This is a genomic window from [Empedobacter] haloabium, assembly GCA_008011715.2.
GTDB lineage: Bacteria > Pseudomonadota > Gammaproteobacteria > Burkholderiales > Burkholderiaceae_D > Rugamonas > Rugamonas haloabia.
Map to the genome: position 1 here is coordinate 6028457 of CP136508.1, position 16060 is coordinate 6044516.

At 65.9% G+C, this 16060-nt stretch carries 18 protein-coding genes; 2 read left to right on the forward strand and 16 right to left on the reverse strand.

The genetic code is table 11. The features are described from left to right. Positions 1-122 precede the first annotated feature (122 nt). Positions 123-3437, forward strand: a complete 3315-nt coding sequence (locus tag E7V67_026235; protein ID WUR13146.1) for a DEAD/DEAH box helicase — start codon at positions 123-125, stop codon at positions 3435-3437. A gap of 73 nt (positions 3438-3510) precedes the next feature. Then, positions 3511-4653, forward strand: coding sequence for a branched-chain amino acid ABC transporter substrate-binding protein (locus E7V67_026240; GenBank protein WUR13147.1), 1143 nt, complete (start codon positions 3511-3513; stop codon positions 4651-4653). Between the two features lie 11 nt (positions 4654-4664). Here the strand turns inward: E7V67_026240 and tatC are convergent, their stop codons facing one another. From tatC to E7V67_026320, 16 genes are all read right to left on the reverse strand, one after another. Then, positions 4665-5420: a twin-arginine translocase subunit TatC gene (gene tatC, locus E7V67_026245; GenBank protein ID WUR13148.1), complete on the reverse strand. Its 756-nt coding sequence runs from the start codon at positions 5418-5420 to the stop codon at positions 4665-4667. Continuing rightward, complete coding sequence (gene tatB / locus E7V67_026250; GenBank protein ID WUR13149.1) at positions 5420-5932, reverse strand: Sec-independent protein translocase protein TatB; 513 nt, start codon at positions 5930-5932, stop codon at positions 5420-5422. Before tatB ends, tatC begins: the two co-directional genes overlap by 1 nt. Before the next feature lie 34 nt (positions 5933-5966). Then, positions 5967-6203, reverse strand: coding sequence for a Sec-independent protein translocase subunit TatA (gene tatA, locus E7V67_026255; GenBank protein WUR13150.1), 237 nt, complete (start codon positions 6201-6203; stop codon positions 5967-5969). A 228-nt stretch (positions 6204-6431) separates the two neighbouring features. Continuing rightward, positions 6432-6803, reverse strand: a complete 372-nt coding sequence (locus E7V67_026260; GenBank protein WUR13151.1) for a histidine triad nucleotide-binding protein — start codon at positions 6801-6803, stop codon at positions 6432-6434. Between the two features lie 27 nt (positions 6804-6830). Next, positions 6831-7169, reverse strand: a complete 339-nt coding sequence (locus tag E7V67_026265) for a phosphoribosyl-ATP diphosphatase (GenBank protein ID WUR13152.1) — start codon at positions 7167-7169, stop codon at positions 6831-6833. Continuing rightward, complete coding sequence (hisI, locus tag E7V67_026270) at positions 7166-7606, reverse strand: phosphoribosyl-AMP cyclohydrolase (protein WUR13153.1); 441 nt, start codon at positions 7604-7606, stop codon at positions 7166-7168. Before hisI ends, E7V67_026265 begins: the two co-directional genes overlap by 4 nt. 12 nt (positions 7607-7618) lie before the next feature. Then, a complete protein-coding gene (gene hisF / locus E7V67_026275) occupies positions 7619-8380 on the reverse strand; it encodes an imidazole glycerol phosphate synthase subunit HisF (protein ID WUR13154.1) in 762 nt (253 codons plus the stop codon). A gap of 1 nt (position 8381) precedes the next feature. Further along, on the reverse strand, positions 8382-9179 hold the full coding sequence (gene hisA, locus E7V67_026280; protein WUR13155.1) for a 1-(5-phosphoribosyl)-5-[(5-phosphoribosylamino)methylideneamino]imidazole-4-carboxamide isomerase: 798 nt from the start codon (positions 9177-9179) through the stop codon (positions 8382-8384). A gap of 35 nt (positions 9180-9214) precedes the next feature. After that, positions 9215-9850, reverse strand: a complete 636-nt coding sequence (gene hisH / locus E7V67_026285; GenBank protein ID WUR13156.1) for an imidazole glycerol phosphate synthase subunit HisH — start codon at positions 9848-9850, stop codon at positions 9215-9217. A 20-nt stretch (positions 9851-9870) separates the two neighbouring features. Continuing rightward, the gene (gene hisB / locus E7V67_026290) at positions 9871-10470 is read right to left on the reverse strand and encodes an imidazoleglycerol-phosphate dehydratase HisB (GenBank protein WUR13157.1); all 600 of its coding nucleotides are present in this window, start codon (positions 10468-10470) and stop codon (positions 9871-9873) included. Positions 10471-10490: 20 nt separating this feature from the next. Further along, the gene (hisC, locus tag E7V67_026295) at positions 10491-11579 is read right to left on the reverse strand and encodes a histidinol-phosphate transaminase (GenBank protein WUR13158.1); all 1089 of its coding nucleotides are present in this window, start codon (positions 11577-11579) and stop codon (positions 10491-10493) included. A gap of 6 nt (positions 11580-11585) precedes the next feature. After that, positions 11586-12458, reverse strand: coding sequence for a site-specific DNA-methyltransferase (locus E7V67_026300; protein ID WUR13159.1), 873 nt, complete (start codon positions 12456-12458; stop codon positions 11586-11588). A gap of 92 nt (positions 12459-12550) precedes the next feature. Next, positions 12551-13873: a histidinol dehydrogenase gene (gene hisD, locus E7V67_026305; protein ID WUR16348.1), complete on the reverse strand. Its 1323-nt coding sequence runs from the start codon at positions 13871-13873 to the stop codon at positions 12551-12553. 4 nt (positions 13874-13877) lie between these two features. Continuing rightward, positions 13878-14558, reverse strand: a complete 681-nt coding sequence (gene hisG, locus E7V67_026310) for an ATP phosphoribosyltransferase (protein ID WUR13160.1) — start codon at positions 14556-14558, stop codon at positions 13878-13880. A 7-nt stretch (positions 14559-14565) separates the two neighbouring features. Next, the gene (gene murA, locus E7V67_026315; protein ID WUR13161.1) at positions 14566-15816 is read right to left on the reverse strand and encodes a UDP-N-acetylglucosamine 1-carboxyvinyltransferase; all 1251 of its coding nucleotides are present in this window, start codon (positions 15814-15816) and stop codon (positions 14566-14568) included. A 3-nt stretch (positions 15817-15819) separates the two neighbouring features. Then, complete coding sequence (locus E7V67_026320; protein WUR13162.1) at positions 15820-16056, reverse strand: BolA family protein; 237 nt, start codon at positions 16054-16056, stop codon at positions 15820-15822. Positions 16057-16060: the final 4 nt, after the last annotated feature.

Here is a 16060-nt window from a genome sequence, read left to right on the forward strand (position 1 = left end):
TTGTCGGGCCAGACGATACCAGTATCGCCGCTTCTTTGCCGGCGTCAGTGCGGCCGCCGGTATTTCAGCCAGCCGGCACGGAAGCGGCGATAATGCCCGTTTCCGATTCCCACAGCCCCATCATGCATGTGACCAGCGACACCATCCGCCGCGCCTTCGACAGCGCCACCTATAACCGTGGCCTGGGCTATGCGCGCGACGGCTTCGTGGGCGACGTGCGGTTTCGCGGCGACCGGCTGGTCGGCGAGGTACGCGGCAGCGGCTGGAACGTCTACCAGCAGGTCATCCGCCTGATGCCCGGGCGCGACGGCATGCAATTCCACGGCTCCTGCACTTGTCCGATGGCCCATAACTGCAAGCACGTCGTGGCCGTGCTGCTGACCGGGGTGGAGCGCCATGTGCTGGCGCCAGCGCAGGAAATCGGACTGTCCCTGCCGGCCTCGCTCTGGCTGGCGCAGCTGGCACAACTGCAGGCATCGGCACCGGCGAAGGCGCCGGCTCGCGTGTCGAGCTTCCGGCTGGCTTACGTGCTGTGCCCGGATGCCCGTACTGGCGAGCCCGACTTGCTGCTGTGCAAAGCCAAGACGCGCAGCGACGGCAAGATCGTGAGCGCGACCGTGCTGGCAAACATGTCTTCCCTGCGGTACACCCTACCCGACTACATCGCCCCGGAAGACCACACGCCGATCCGGCTCTACGACGACATGTGGGGCCGGAGTGCCTTCGGTGTGTCAAAGTGCCCGGCCGGCAGGCCGGGCGGGCAGCTGCTATCGCTGCTGGGGCGCGAAGGCCGGCTGCATTGGGCACTCCAGCGCGACCAGATCAAGACCGGGCAGCTCACCCCCGTCTTGCGTGGCGACGGCCGTTCGGCGACGCTGGGCTGGCATCCGACCGCCGAGGGCGCCGATACCGTCGGCCTGCGCTGGCAGTTCGACGATGGCATGCCCATCGAGCACGTGTTTGCCACCGAGCCGGTGTACTACTTCCACAGCGGCTTCCTGGGCGAACTGAAGCTGCCGCCCAGCCTGGCTGCGATGCCGATCGGCGCGTTGGTGGACCTGCTGCACGACTCGCCGGTACTGGACGCCAATGAACGCGAGCATATGGCGCAGCGCATGGTCGACCTGGGCGTGCACCAGGTCGTGCCGCCGCCGCAGGTGGTCGCGCCGACCGTGCGTGACGATATCGTCCCGGTTCCCACGCTCGTACTGGACAGCATGCTCGTGCTGGACCGCCGTGGCCACCAGAACTGGCACGACTACGCCGTGCCGGGCTTCGACTACGACGGCGTATACACCGATGCGCTCGACAGAAGCCCCCTGCCGCGGCGGCGGGTCGGCCACGCCTTGGAACAAATCGTGCGCAACGCCGCCTTGGAGAAGGCCGCGGCGCAGCGCCTGGCTGCCCTGGGGTTCCACCTACCTGCACCAGACTCGCCGCTGGGGTCACAGGAGACGGCGCTGCAACTGGCGACGCAGGCCGAGTGGTTGCAATTCGCCCAGTTTGAGCTGGACGGCCTGCGCGCCGCCGGCTGGCAGATCGTCCTGAACGACGACTACCGCTATAACCTGGCGCAGGTGGACGACTGGTATGCCGAGGTGGACGAGCAGGACGAGGGCGGCCACGCCTGGTTCGCGCTGGAGCTGGGCATCATCGTCGACGGCCGCCGCCAGCCGCTGCTGCCGCTCCTGGTGCAATTGATCCGCCAGGCGCCACAAGGCTTCAGGCCCGCCGCGCTGGCGGCGCATGCCGACAGCAGCCCGATGCTGCTGCAGTTGCCTGGCGGCGAGCACGTCGTGCTGCCGTGGGGCCGCATCAAACCGATCCTGGCCATACTGGGCGAACTGTACTTCCGGGGCGAGTCCGAAGCTGCGATCCACCTGCCGGTGATCGACGCGGCGCGCCTGGCCGAACTGGAACAGGCCGCACAACTGCGCTGGCTGGGCGGCGAACGGCTGCGCGCGCTGGGCAGGCGCCTGGCCCAGTTCGGTGGCGTTGCCGAGGTGCCCAAGCCGGCCGGCCTGCAGGCCGAGCTGCGCACCTACCAGCGCGAGGGCGTGGCCTGGATGCAGTTCCTGCGCGAATTCGGCTTTGCAGGCATCCTGGCCGACGACATGGGCCTGGGCAAGACGCTGCAGACGCTGACGCACATCCTGATCGAAAAGGAAGCAGGCCGGCTGGATGCGCCGGCGCTGGTGGTCGTGCCCACCAGCCTGGTCGGCAACTGGTGCGCGGAAGCGGCCCGCTTCACGCCCGGCCTGCGCGTGCTCACGCTGCACGGCAAGGACCGCCAGGCGCAGTTCGAGCACATCGCCAGCGCCGACATCGTGCTGACGACCTATGCACTGCTGCCGCGCGACGAAGCCACGCTGCGCGGCCACACCTTCCACCTGCTGATCCTGGACGAATCGCAGTACATCAAGAACAGCCGCGCCAAGGCGGCGCAGACGGCCCGCCTGCTGACGGCACGCCACCGCCTGTGCCTGACCGGCACGCCACTGCAGAACCACCTGGGCGAGCTGTGGTCGCAGTTCCATTTCCTGATGCCTGGCCTGCTGGGCGAAGAAAAGACGTTCAACGTGCACTTCCGCAAACCGATCGAAGTGCAGCACGACAGCGACCGCAACGCCTTCCTGACGCGGCGGGTAAAGCCGTTCATGCTGCGCCGGACCAAGGACAAGGTGGCCAGCGAGCTGCCGCCGAAAACGGAGATCGTGCTGCCGGTGGAGCTTGGTAGCGGCCAGCGCGACCTGTACGAAACGGTGCGCGTGGCGATGGACAAGCGCGTGCGCGACGAGATCGGTCGCAAGGGGGTCGCGCGCAGCCAGATCGTCATCCTGGACGCGCTGCTGAAGATGCGGCAGGTTTGCTGCGACCCGCGCCTGGTCAAGGGCACGGGCCTGAAGGCGGCGAAGAGCGCGGCCGGCTCGGCCAAGCTGGACACGCTGCTGGAACTGCTCGACACCCTGCTGAGCGAAGGCCGCAAGGTGCTGGTGTTTTCCCAATTCACCAGCATGCTCGAGCTGATCGGCACCGCCTTGCGCGAGCGCGCGCTGGACTACGTCACCTTGACGGGCGAAACGGAAGACCGCCGCACACCGATCGATGCGTTTCAGCGGGGCGACGTGCCGCTGTTCCTGATCAGCCTGAAAGCGGGGGGCGTGGGCCTGAACCTGACGGCGGCGGACATCGTCATCCACTACGACCCATGGTGGAACCCCGCGGCGGAAAACCAGGCCACCGACCGGGCCTGGCGCATCGGCCAGGACAAGCCGGTGTTCGTCTACAAGCTGATCGCCCAAGGCACGCTGGAAGAGAAAATCCAGGAGCTGCAGCGGCGCAAGGGCGAGCTGGCCGATGCCGTCATGGGCGAAGGCGGCCAGCTGAACGCGGCGCTGACGCAGGAAGACCTGCAGGCCATCTTCGCACCGCTGTAGGAGCGCACGATTGCCGCGCGGCTCTGGCGCGGCTCAGCATTACAATGGACGGCCCATCCCGACAGGATCGTCCATGCGCCCAATCTCCGCCGCCTTCACGTTCGCCTGCTGCCTCGCCCTCCCCGCCGCCCATGCCCAGACCATCGTGACGATCGGCACGGCATCACCGCTGTCCGGCCCGGGCGCCCACCAGGGCAAGGACATCGAAAACGGCGCGCGCATGGCCATCGATGACCTGAACGCCAAGGGCGTCACGATCGGCGGCAAGAAGATCAAGTGGGCGCTGCAGCCGGAAGACGACGCGGCCGATCCGAAGACCGGCGCCAGCGTCGCGCAAAAGCTGGTGGACGCGCGCGTGGCCGGCGTGGTCGGCCACCTCAACTCGGGCACCACGGTGCCGGCCTCGCGCATCTACGCCCATGCCGGCATCCCGCAGATCTCGCCGGCCGCCACCACGCCGCTGTACACGCACCAGGGCTTCAAGACGGCGTTTCGCGTCGTCGCCAACGACAACCTGGTCGGCCAAGCGCTGGCACGGTATTCGATTGCGACCTTGAAGGCCAAGAAGATCGCGGTGATCGACGACCGCACGGCGTTCGGCCAGGGCCTGGCGGACGAATTCGTGAAAGGCGTCAAGGCGACCGGTGGCGCCATGGTGGTCAGCCGCCAGTTCACCACCGACAAGGCCACCGACTTCAACGCCATCCTCACGCAGATCCGCGGCCGCCAGCCCGACGTGGTGTTCTATGGCGGCATGGACGCCGTGGCCGGGCCGATGCTCAAGCAAATGAAGGCGCTGGGCCTGCACGCGAAACTGGTCTCGGGCGACGGCATCTGCTCGGAAAAGCTGCCGCTGCTGGCCGGCGATGCGCTGGGGGACGACAACGTCATCTGTGTGGTCGCCGGTGGCGTGACGGGTGCGCAGGAAGCGGGGTTCAACGCGTTCACGCAGCGTTACCAGCAGCGCTACGGCCAACCGGTGCAGACCTATGCGCCCTATGCGTACGACTCGGTGGTGGTGCTGGCAACGGCCATGCAGCAGGCGCAATCGACGGCGCCGGCGCGGCTGCTGCCGGCGCTGGGCAAGGTGAAGTATCGCGGGATTACCGGGGATATCGCGTTCGATGCGAACGGCGATTTGCACAACGCCGCGTTGACGCTGTTTACGTACCGGCAGGGCAAGAAGGTCAAGCTGGCAGTGGTCCGGGGACAGTAGCCCCCCCACGGTTAGACCTGCTCTTCGGGCGCCTGCGTCATCTTGACGAACATCGGCGACACCAGCAGCCCCATCTCGAACAGCAGCCACATCGGAATGGCCAGGGCGAACTGGCTGACGATGTCCGGCGGCGTGACGATGGCGGCAATCACGAACGCGCCCACGATCACGTACGGGCGCCATTCCTTCAGCTTGGCCAGCGAGACGATGCCCATCCGGACCAGGATGACGACGACCACCGGCACTTCGAACGCGGCGCCGAAGGCCAGGCACATCGACATCACGAAGTCGAGGTAGTTCTCGATGTCCGGCGTGACGGCGATGGAAGTGGGCGAGAACTCGCTGATGAAGGCGAACACGCGGCCGAACACGAGGAAGTAGCAAAACGCGACGCCGGCCACGAACAGCAGCGACGACGACACCACCAGCGGCGCGATCAGGCGCTTCTCGTGCGTGTACAGGCCGGGCGCGACAAAGGCCCACAGCTGGTACAGCACCCACGGCAGCGCCAGCACGAAGCCCAGCAGCAACGTCACCTTCATCGGCACCAGGAAGGGCGCGATGACGCCGGTGGCGATCATTTTCGAGCCGGTCGGCAACGCGGCCAGCATCGGCTGGGCCAGCAGGTCGTAGATATGGGCCGGCCCCGGCCAGAACATCAGGGCCGCGGTGGCGATGAGGATACCGATGGATGCCTTGACCAGCCGGTCACGCAATTCGATCAGGTGGCTGATGAAAGTTTCTTCGGCCGGGTTGTCAGTACTCATTAGTAGAACGAGGCAGGAGGTTTGCCGTTGCGGGGACGGAAACGCGCGACGCGGGCGGCGCCGGAGACAACGTGCATGCGGCCGCCGTTGCGCTGCTTGTACCACAGCGGTACGGCCGACGTGCGGACCAGGCGCTTGCGGCGGAACTCCTTGGCCTTGCGCGACTGCTCTTCCACCTTGGTGGACGAGAAGTGATCGCCCGGCAGGTCGTGCGGATGGTGATGGTCGTCGTCGCGGAACACCTGCTCGACTTCGGCCATGTTCTGGGCGATGGAGTTCTCCACGTCGGCCTTGATCGACTGGGCCTGTTCCTGCACGTTCTTCTGCAGGTTGCGCAGCTCTTCCAGCTCGATTTCGCGGCTGACTTCGGACTTCACGTCATGCAGGTAGCGCTGCGCGCGGCCGTACAAGGTACCGGCCATGCGCGCCACCTTGGGCAGCTTTTCGGGACCGATGACCACCAGCGCCACGACGCCGATGATGGCAAGTTTGGAGAGACCGAGATCGATCATAGGGTTCCGTCAGGGGTGCCGGCGGAGCAGCGCTTCACAGCTTGTGCTTTTCCTTGGCTTCCACTTCGATGGTGCCCTTGTCGGTCACCTGGGACGGCGGCGGGGTCGGCGTGCCGGCCTGCTTCTGCTCGTCGTCGGTCTTGACGCCATCCTTGAAGCCTTTGACGGCCTTGCCGAGGTCGGAACCGATATTGCCCAGTTTCTTCGTGCCGAAGACCAACATGACGACGACCAGGACGATCAGCCAGTGCCAGATGCTCATGGAACCCATAATTTTCTCCTTGCAGGGCCTTACGCCCGAATCCGGTTAATACACTCAGTATACGCGATCGTGCGATGTCATGTGCCTGTCATCATAACGTCCGGCAATAGCTATTTTGGCTGAGTTTGGGGTCTGTCCCCACCGGGGACTGACCCCGAAGTTGCCTCTGGTGTTTTCGGAGCGCGGCAAAACTTCGGGGTCAGTCCCTTGCAGGGACAGACCCCAAGCAAGCACTCGTCAGTGCATGCCCTTCCACGGCCGCGGCCCGCCATACATGTGCATATGCATGTGATACACGACCTGGCCGCCGTCCGGGCCGCTGTTGATCAGCGTCTTGTAGCCGCGCGTCGGCGCGCCCTCGGCGTCGTATACGACCGAGACGCCATGCTCCTTGGCCAGGCGCGGCGCCAGCGCCAGCATCTTGCCCAGCAGTGCCGCGTGGCCCTCCTCGCAATCGGACAAGGTCGAGATATGCTGCTTCGGAATGATCAGCAGGTGCACCGGCGCGGCCGGGTTGATGTCCTTGAAGGCCAGCAGCTCGTCGTCTTCGTAGACGACGGTGGCGGGAATCTGTTTGGCGGCGATCTTGCAGAACAGGCAGTTGTCCACGTAGGGTCCTCGTGATGGGTTAGGGGCTCACGCGTCCGGGCGCGCGGCTTTTTCGGCGATGCCCGACACGCCTTCGCGGCGTGCCAGCTCATCGAGTACCTGCTGCGGCGTCAGGTCGAACTGCGCCAGCAGCACCAGCGAATGGAACCACAGATCGGCGCACTCGTACAACACCTTGCCGGCGTCGCCGGCGGCGCGCGCATCCTTGGCCGCCATCACCAGCTCCGTCGCTTCCTCGCCGATCTTCTTCAGGATGGCGTCGTCGCCTTTCGAAAACAGCTTCGACACGTAGGAGGTGGCGGGGTCGCCGCCGTTGGCCAGCTTGCGGCTGTCGATCGTGGCGGCCACGCGGTCGAGTATCGTCATTTCTTCTTGTCCGTATAGATGGCTTGCGGGTCTTTCAGTACCGGCTCCGCGTCCTGCCAGTCGCCGTCGCGGGCGTCGCCGTCGAACTTCTGGAAGAAGCACGAATGACGGCCCGTATGGCAGGCAATGCCGCCGGCCTGCTCGACCTTCAGCAGCACCACGTCCTCGTCGCAGTCGAGCCGGATCTCCAGCACCTTCTGCACGTGGCCGGACTCTTCTCCCTTGTGCCACAGCTTCTTGCGCGAGCGGCTCCAATACACGGCTTCGCCCAGCTCCACCGTCTTGTACAGCGCATCGCGGTTCATCCAGGCGAACATCAATACGTCGTTGCTGCCCGCCTCCTGGGCGATCACGGGCACGAGGCCATGCTCGTCCCATTTCACGCGGTTCAGCCATTTTGCCTTGGCTACGCTAGGCGTCGTCGTCGGGATACTCATTGGTTTACCTTGTCATGCCAGCCGCATCGGGATGCCCTGGGCGGCCATGAAGCGCTTGGCTTCCTGCACCGTGTGCTGGCCGTAGTGGAAGATGCTGGCGGCCAGCACGGCGTCCGCACGGCCTTCCTTGATGCCGTCGGCCAGGTCCTGCAGGCTGCCCACGCCGCCGGAGGCGATCACCGGCACGTCCACCGCGTCCGACACGGCGCGCGTCAGGCCCAGGTCGAAGCCGGACTTGGTGCCGTCGCGGTCCATGCTGGTCAGCAGCAGTTCGCCCGCGCCCATCGCCGCCATCTTCCTGGCCCACTCGACGGCATCGAGCCCGGTGGCCTTGCGGCCGCCGTGCGTGAACACTTCCCATTTGCCGGGCGCGACGTTCTTCGCATCGATGGCCACGATGATGCACTGCGAGCCGTGCTTCTGCGACGCGTCGTACACCAGCTGCGGGTTGCTGACGGCCGAGGTGTTCAGGCTGATCTTGTCCGCGCCCGCGTTCAGCAGGCGGCGCACGTCGCCGACCTCGCGCACGCCGCCGCCCACAGTCAGCGGAATGAACACCTGCGACGCCACCGCCTCGATGATGTCCAGGATCAGGCCACGGTTGTCGGAGGAAGCCGTGATGTCGAGGAAGGTCAGCTCGTCCGCGCCCTGCTCGTCGTAGCGGCGCGCGATCTCGACGGGGTCGCCGGCATCGCGCAGCTCGGTGAAGTTGACGCCCTTGACGACGCGGCCATTGGTCACGTCGAGGCAGGGGATGATCCGTTTGGCCAGCATCTTATTCTTCGCTCGTGGCGTCGGAATCGACCGTGTCGCCGGTCAGTTCGTCGGCCCGCTGCTGCGCCTCGTTCAGGTTGATCGTGCCCTCGTAGATCGAGCGGCCGCAGATGACGCCTTCGATGCCTTCGTCCTGCACCGCGCACAGCGCTTCCACGTCGGCCAGGTTGTGCAGGCCGCCGGAGGCGATGATCGGGATGCGCACGGCCTGCGCCAGGCGCACGGTGGCTTCGATGTTCACGCCCCCCATCATGCCGTCGCGGCCGATATCGGTGTAGACGATCGATTCGACGCCGTACTGCTCGAACTTCTGCGCCAGGTCGATCACCTCGTGGCCGGACATCTTGCTCCAGCCGTCGGTGGCCACCTTGCCGTCCTTGGCGTCCAGGCCGACGATGATGTGGCCCGGGAAGGCACCGCAGGCGTCGTGCAGGAAGCCCGGGCTTTTCACGGCCGCGGTGCCGATGATGATGTAGCTGATGCCGTCGTCCAGGTAGCGCTCGATCGTGTCGAGGTCGCGGATACCGCCGCCCAGCTGGACGGGGATCTCGTCGATGTCGTGCTCCAGCGCGAAGTCCTGCACGGTCTTCAAGATGGCCTTGACGGCACCTTCGTTCTTCGGCTTGCCGGCAAACGCGCCGTTCAGATCGACCAGGTGCAGGCGGCGGGCGCCTTGTTCCAGCCAATGACGGGCCATCGCGGCCGGGTCTTCGGAGAATACGGTGGCAAGTTCCATATCGCCTTGTTTCAGGCGAACGCAGTGACCGTCCTTGAGGTCGATGGCAGGAATGAGCAGCATGGCTTTGTCAGTTAGGTTATGGGTGGGGGACTGCTTCAGGGGTTCCAGTGAACGAAATTCTTGTACAGCTGCAGGCCGCTGGCGGCGCTTTTCTCGGGGTGGAACTGGGTGGCGAAAATATTGTCGCGCGCGACGGCACAGCAGAACGGCTGGCCGTACACCGTTTCGCCCACGCTGTGCGCCGGCACGTCCGGCTGCACGTAGTAGCTGTGCACGAAATAAAAGTACGATTCGTCCGGGATGTCCTGCCACAGCGCGTGCGGCACCTTCTGGCGCACCTGGTTCCAGCCCATCTGCGGCACCTTGAAGCGCGAGCCGTCTTCCTGCAGCTGGCCGTCCAGGCGGAAGCGCACGATCTTGCCTGGCAGGAGGTTCAGGCCGGTGCCGCCCTCCTCGCTGTCGCCGAACAGCATCTGCTCGCCGATGCATACGCCCAGCAGCGGTTTGCTTTCCGCCGCACGCAGCAGCGCTTCCTCGACGCCCGATTCGCGCAGGCTTTTCATACAGTCGGTCATGGCGCCCTGGCCGGGCAGCACGATGCGCTCGGCGCTCTCGATCTCGGCCACTTCGCCGGAAATGCGCACGTCCGCTTCCGGCGCGACGGCGCGCAGGGCCTGCGCGACGGAGCGCAGGTTGCCCATGCCGTAGTCAACTACAACGATTTTTTTCATGGCTAAAGCCCGCTGTTCGGTTACAGGCTTCCTTTGGTCGATGGGATGGTGCCGGCCGCGCGCTCGTCGCGCTCGACGGCCATGCGCAGCGCGCGGCCGAACGCCTTGAACACGGTCTCGCACTGGTGGTGGGCGTTGGTGCCGCGCAGGTTATCGATGTGCAGCGTGACGCCGGCGTGGTTGACGAAGCCGCGGAAGAATTCCAGCGTCAGGTCGACGTCGAAGGTGCCGATCATCGCGCGCGTAAACGGGATGTGGTATTCGATGCCCGGGCGGCCGGAGAAATCGATGACGACGCGCGACAGCGCTTCGTCCAGCGGCACGTAGGCGTGGCCGTAGCGGCGGATGCCCTTGCGGTCGCCGATGGCCTTGGCCACCGCCATGCCCAGGGTGATGCCGACATCTTCCACCGTATGGTGGTTGTCGATATGGGTGTCGCCGGTGGCGTGGATGTCCAGGTCGATCAGGCCGTGGCGGGCGATCTGGTCCAGCATGTGGTCCAGGAAAGGCACGCCCGTGTTCAGTTTCTGCGTACCGGTGCCGTCCAGGTTCAGGGCGACGCGGATCTGCGTCTCGTTGGTGTTGCGCGTGACTTCCGCGCTGCGTTCTGCGATGGTCATGGGAAAGGCTCTGGGGTGGATCAGACCGCCATCGACGCTTTCAGGGCGTCGAGGAAAGCGGCGTTTTCTTCCGGCGTGCTGACGGTGATACGCAGGCAATTCGTCAGCACACTGTGCATTTTACTCAAATTTTTCACCAAAATTTTGCGGGCCAGGAGATTCGTATGGGTGGTCTCCGCATCCGCCACACGGATCAGGATGAAATTCGCTGCCGACGGGAAAACCGTGACATTCGGCAACTCGGCCAAGGCCGCGCTCAGCACCGCGCGCTGTTCGCGCAGCAGGGCAGCCTGCTCGTTCAGCACGTCCAGGTGGTCCAGCGCAAAGTCGGCCGCCGCCTGCGTCATCACGTTGACGTTGTACGGCGGGCGCACCTTCTCGAACTGCGCCAGGAGGGCCGGCGCGGCCGACATATAGCCCAGCCGGATGCCGGCCAGGCCCAGCTTGGACAAGGTGCGCATGACGATCAGGTTGTCGAACTCCGGCAGGCGGCCCATGAAGCTCCGCTGCGCGAACGGTTCATAGGCTTCGTCCACCACCACCAGGCCCGTGTCGCCCATCGCGCGGATGAGCTGCACCATCGCTTCGGGGTCGTACAGGTTGCCGGTCGGGTTGTTCGGATAGGCCAGGAACAGCAAGGCTGGCTTGTGCTGGGCGATCGCCGCCAGCATGGCCGGCAGGTCGAGCGAGAAGTCGGATTGCAGCGGCACGCCGACGAAGTCCATGCCGGCCACCTGGGCCGAACGCTGGAACATGACGAAGGCGGGTACGGGCGCCATCATGACGGCGCGGCGGTCCTGGTGCGCGCAGGCGGCGGCCATGATGGAGATCAGCTCGTCCGAGCCGTTCCCCAGCAGGACTTCGTAGCCGGCCGGGACGCCCAGCCTGGCGGCGACCTTGCGGCGCAGGCCGTCGTACGACGGCGGATAGCGGTTCAGCGCGACGGCGGCCAGGCGTTCGCCCAGCTCGCGCTGCAGCGCTTCCGGCAGCTGGTACGGATTTTCCATCGCGTCCAGCTTGACGTAGCCGCTCGCATCCGGCACGTGGTAGCTGCCAATGGCGCGCACGTCGGCACGGATGGTGTTGCTGATCAGGCTTTCCAGGGACATCGGTTTCTACTCCAGTGAATTGATCGTGGTCGTATCGCGCGGCGCCGCCTTGACGCGCCCGCGTGGCTTCGGCTTGGCAACCGGCGCTGGCGCCGGTTCAGGTGCGGCCGTGCCATCGAGCGCCGCCAGGCGCTCGGCCGTGAGGCGGCAGTACTCGGCATTGAGCTCGAAGCCGACGAAGCGTCGGCCGGTGCGGCGCGCCGCCACGGCGGTGGTACCGCTGCCCATGAACAGGTCCAGCACCACGCCACCCGGCGGGCACGAGGCCTTGATCATGCGCTCGATGATTGCCAAAGGCTTTTGCGTCGGGTGATCGACCCGCTCCGCATGTTCCCTGTGCAGGCGCGATACGCTCCACAGATCCTTCGGGTTGTAGCCCACTTCCAGCCATTTCGCGCCGACGAAGATCGAGCGTGAGCGGGCCTTCTTGGTCGCGGCGTCGTACGGGATGCGCACGGCGTCGAGATCGAAATAGTAATCCTTGCGGCGCACGAAGAAGCCCACGGTGTCGTGCACCGACGAGAAGCTGCGCACGCTGCCGCCCATCGACGGCACCCGGCGGTCCCAGATGATCTCGTTCATCATCGTCATGCGTTTTTTCAGCATCACGAAGATCTCCGGCGAGAAGCGCCACGTGGTGAAGATGTACAGGCTGCCGTTGTCCTTCAGCTTCGGCAGCGCCGCGTCGATCCAGCGCTCGGTCCATTGCAGGAATTCTTCCACCGTCTGCTGGTCGGAGGCATTGCCGTAGTCCTTGCCCAGGTTGTAGGGCGGGTCGGTCAGGATCAGGTCCACGACACCGTCGGGGATGCGCGTCAGGCCGGATAAGGCGTCCTCGCAGTAAACCTGGTCCAGCCAAGGGGCAGGTTCGCCCGACAAACCCAACCCCGTAAAGCCGGGGTCAGACCCGACGGGTCTGACCCCTGGTTCTGCCTTTGGGGTCGCTTCAGCCGAATCTGCGCCTTTGATCTTCATACTTCTTTCAACCGCAGCTCGGCACTGCGCGCGTGCGCCTGCAGTCCTTCGCCATACGCCAGTTCCGCCGCGATACGGCCCAAGGTCTGCGCGCCGGCCTCGCTGACCTCGATGACAGATGAACGCTTCTGGAAGTCGTACACACCCAGCGGCGACGAGAAGCGCGCCGTGCGCGAGGTCGGCAGCACGTGGTTCGGGCCGCAGCAGTAGTCGCCCAGCGATTCGGACGAGAAGCGGCCCAGGAACATCGCGCCGGCGTGGCGGATCTTGTCGGCCCACTGGCGCGGCTCTTCGGCCGAGATCTCCAGGTGCTCGGCGGCGATGGCGTTGGCGATGGCGCAGGCCTCGTCCATGTCGCGCACCTTGACCAGCGCGCCGCGGTCCGTCAGCGACGTGCGGATAACTTCCTGGCGCGGCATCGTCGGCAGCAGTTTCTGGATCGACGCTTCCACACGGGCGATATAGTCGGCGTCCGGGCACAGCAGGATGGCTTGGGCCAGCTCGTCGTGCTCGGCCTGGGAGAACAGGTCCATCGCCACCCAGTCCGGGTCCGTGCTGCCGTCGCAGAGAACGAGGATTTCGGACGGGCCCGCGATCATGTCGATGCCCACCGCGCCGAACACGCGCCGCTTGGCGGCCGCCACGTAGGCATTGCCGGGGCCGACGATCTTGTCCACCGGCTGGATGGTCTCGGTGCCGTAGGCCAGCGCGGCCACTGCCTGCGCGCCGCCGATGCCGATCACGCGGTCGACGCCGGCGATCGCGGCGGCGGCCAGCACCATCTGGTTCTTCACGCCATCCGGCGTCGGCACCACCATCACGATCTCGCCCACGCCCGCCACCTTGGCCGGCACGGCATTCATCAGCACCGACGACGGATAAGCGGCCTTGCCGCCCGGGACATAGATGCCGACGCGGTCCAGCGGCGTGATGCGCTGGCCCAGCACCGTACCGTCAGCTTCGGTGTAGGTAAAACCCTGCAGCTCCTGTTTCTGCCGCTCGTGGAACACGCGGATGCGCTCGGCCGCGGTCTGCAACGCCTGGCGCTGCGCCGGCGGCAGCGCGGCCAGTGCCGCATGCAACTCCTCCTGCCCGATCTCGAACGCCTGCATCCCTGTTGCGCCACCGTTCGGAATCCGGTCGAACTTGTTGGTGTATTCGACCACGGCCTCGTCGCCGCGGCCGCGCACCTGCGCGATGATCTCGGTGACGGCATGTTCGATGGCGGTATCGGTTTCGGCCTCGAACGCCAGCAGGGCGTCCAGCGTTTCCTGGAAATCGATGGCGGAGGAGTCGAGCTTGCGGAGTTGGATCATGATGAGGTCAGGACTGGGATTGGGAAGCGCGTTCGAACGCTGCGATGATCGGCTGCAGGCGCGCGCGCTTCAGTTTCAGCGCGGCCTGGTTGACGACGAGGCGGGACGAGATGTCCATGATCTCCTCCACTTCGACGAGGTGGTTGGCGCGCAGCGTGCTGCCGGTGCTGACCAGGTCGACGATGGCGTCCGACAGGCCAACGAGTGGCGCCAGCTCCATCGAGCCGTACAGCTTGATCAGGTCGACGTGCACGCCCTTCTTGGCGAAGTGCTGGCGCGCCATTTCCGTAAACTTGGTGGCCACACGCAGCCGCGCGCCCTGGCGCACCGCGGTCTCGTAGTCGAAGCCGGCCTTGACGGCGACCGACATGCGGCACTTGGCGATGTTCAGGTCGATCGGCTGGTACAGGCCTTCGCCGCCGTGCTCGAACAGCACGTCCTTGCCGGCCACGCCGAAGTCGGCGGCGCCATGCTGCACATAGGTCGGCACGTCGGTGGCGCGCACGATCAGCACGCGCACGTCCGGGTCGTTGGTGGGCAGGATCAGCTTGCGCGACGTCTCCGGGTTTTCCGTGACGGTGATGCCGGCCGCCGCCAGCAGCGGCAGCGTATCCTCGAAGATGCGGCCCTTCGACAGGGCCAGGATCAGCTGGTTGTTGGCCGGCGCCTGGCTGGTGATGGTCGTCATGGCTGCCTTACTTGATGCGGGTGATGTTGGCGCCGACGGCGGACAGCTTCACTTCCATGCGGTCGTAGCCGCGATCGAGGTGGTAGATGCGGTCGATCAGCGTTTCGCCCTTGGCGGCCAGGCCGGCGATGACGAGCGAGGCGGAGGCGCGCAGGTCGGTCGCCATCACCGGCGCGCCGATCAGCTGCTGCACGCCCTTGATGACGGCGGTGTTGCCGTCGGTCTGGATCGCCGCGCCCAGGCGGTTCATCTCCTGCACGTGCATGAAGCGGTTCTCGAAGATCGTCTCCTTGACGATGCTGGTGCCTTCGGCGATCGTGTTGACGGCCATGAACTGCGCCTGCATGTCGGTCGGGAAGCCCGGGTATTCGGTGGTGCTGAAGCTGACCGGTTTCGGGCGTGCGTCCATCTGCGCGCGGATCCAGGTGTCGCCCACCGTCAGGCGCAGGCCCATCTCGCGCAACTTCTCCAGCGCCGCGTCCATGATGTCGACGCGGGTGTTGCGGATGGTGATGTCGCCGCCGGCGGCCGCCACGGCGCACAGGAACGTGGCAGCCTCGATGCGGTCCGAGATCACTGTGTGGCTCGCGCCATGCAGTTCCGGCACGCCCTGGATCACCAGGCGGTGCGTGCCGATGCCGTCGATCCTGGCGCCCATCGCCACCAGCAGGTTGGCCAGGTCCGTCACTTCCGGCTCGCAGGCCGCGTTCTCCAGCACCGTCTCGCCTTCGGCCAGGGTGGCGGCCATCAGCAGGTTTTCCGTGCCCGTCACCGTGATCATGTCCGTGACGACGCGGGTGCCCTTCAGTTTTTTCGCCTTGGCGTAGATGTAGCCGGCGTCGATCGAGATCTCGGCGCCCAGCGCCTGCAGGCCCTTGATGTGCTGGTCGACGGGACGCGAGCCGATCGCGCAGCCGCCCGGCAGCGACACCTTGGCTTCGCCGAAACGCGCGAGCAGGGGTCCCAGCACGAGGATCGACGCGCGCATGGTCTTGACCAGTTCGTACGGCGCTTCCAGCTTGTCGATTTTCGCACCGTTCATGACGACCTTGTCGCCGTTCTGCTCGACGGCCAGGCCGGTCTGGCGCAGCAGTTTCAGCATCGTGGACACGTCGTGCAGGTTCGGCACGTTGGCCAGTTGCAGGTCGCCGGCCGTCAACAGGCCCGCGCACAGGATCGGCAGGGCCGCGTTCTTGGCGCCGGAAATCTGGATGTCGCCGACCAGGCGCTTGCCACCGGTGATGAGCAGTTTGTCCATGGCTTAGCCTCCGAATTCTTCAGGGGTCAGGGTCTTCATCGACAGCGCATGGATCTCCTCGCGCATGCGGTCGCCCAGCGCCGCGTAGACCAGCTGGTGGCGCTGGATCGGGCGCTTGCCCGCGAACGCGGGCGAGACGATGACGGCCTGGAAGTGCTGGCCGTCGCCCTCCACTTGCAGGTGGGTGCATTCGAGGCCGGCGGCGATGTAGCCGTGGATTGCTTCTGGGGTCGTGGTCATGATG

Bases quoted from the DNA above. Each gene is read 5' to 3' on its own strand.
- E7V67_026235 (WUR13146.1), top strand. From the start codon at position 123: ATGCATGTGACCAGCGACACCATCCGCCGCGCCTTCGACAGCGCCACC.
- murA (WUR13161.1), bottom strand. From the start codon at position 15,816: ATGGACAAACTGCTCATCACCGGTGGCAAGCGCCTGGTCGGCGACATC.
- hisA (WUR13155.1), bottom strand. From the start codon at position 9,179: ATGCTGCTCATTCCTGCCATCGACCTCAAGGACGGTCACTGCGTTCGC.
- tatC (WUR13148.1), bottom strand. From the start codon at position 5,420: ATGAGTACTGACAACCCGGCCGAAGAAACTTTCATCAGCCACCTGATC.
- hisH (WUR13156.1), bottom strand. From the start codon at position 9,850: ATGAAAAAAATCGTTGTAGTTGACTACGGCATGGGCAACCTGCGCTCC.
- tatA (WUR13150.1), bottom strand. From the start codon at position 6,203: ATGGGTTCCATGAGCATCTGGCACTGGCTGATCGTCCTGGTCGTCGTC.
- E7V67_026240 (WUR13147.1), top strand. From the start codon at position 3,511: ATGCGCCCAATCTCCGCCGCCTTCACGTTCGCCTGCTGCCTCGCCCTC.
- hisB (WUR13157.1), bottom strand. From the start codon at position 10,470: ATGACCATCGCAGAACGCAGCGCGGAAGTCACGCGCAACACCAACGAG.
- hisC (WUR13158.1), bottom strand. From the start codon at position 11,579: ATGTCCCTGGAAAGCCTGATCAGCAACACCATCCGTGCCGACGTGCGC.
- hisF (WUR13154.1), bottom strand. From the start codon at position 8,380: ATGCTGGCCAAACGGATCATCCCCTGCCTCGACGTGACCAATGGCCGC.
- tatB (WUR13149.1), bottom strand. From the start codon at position 5,932: ATGATCGATCTCGGTCTCTCCAAACTTGCCATCATCGGCGTCGTGGCG.
- hisI (WUR13153.1), bottom strand. From the start codon at position 7,606: ATGAGTATCCCGACGACGACGCCTAGCGTAGCCAAGGCAAAATGGCTG.
- E7V67_026320 (WUR13162.1), bottom strand. From the start codon at position 16,056: ATGACCACGACCCCAGAAGCAATCCACGGCTACATCGCCGCCGGCCTC.
- E7V67_026265 (WUR13152.1), bottom strand. From the start codon at position 7,169: ATGACGATACTCGACCGCGTGGCCGCCACGATCGACAGCCGCAAGCTG.
- hisG (WUR13160.1), bottom strand. From the start codon at position 14,558: ATGACGACCATCACCAGCCAGGCGCCGGCCAACAACCAGCTGATCCTG.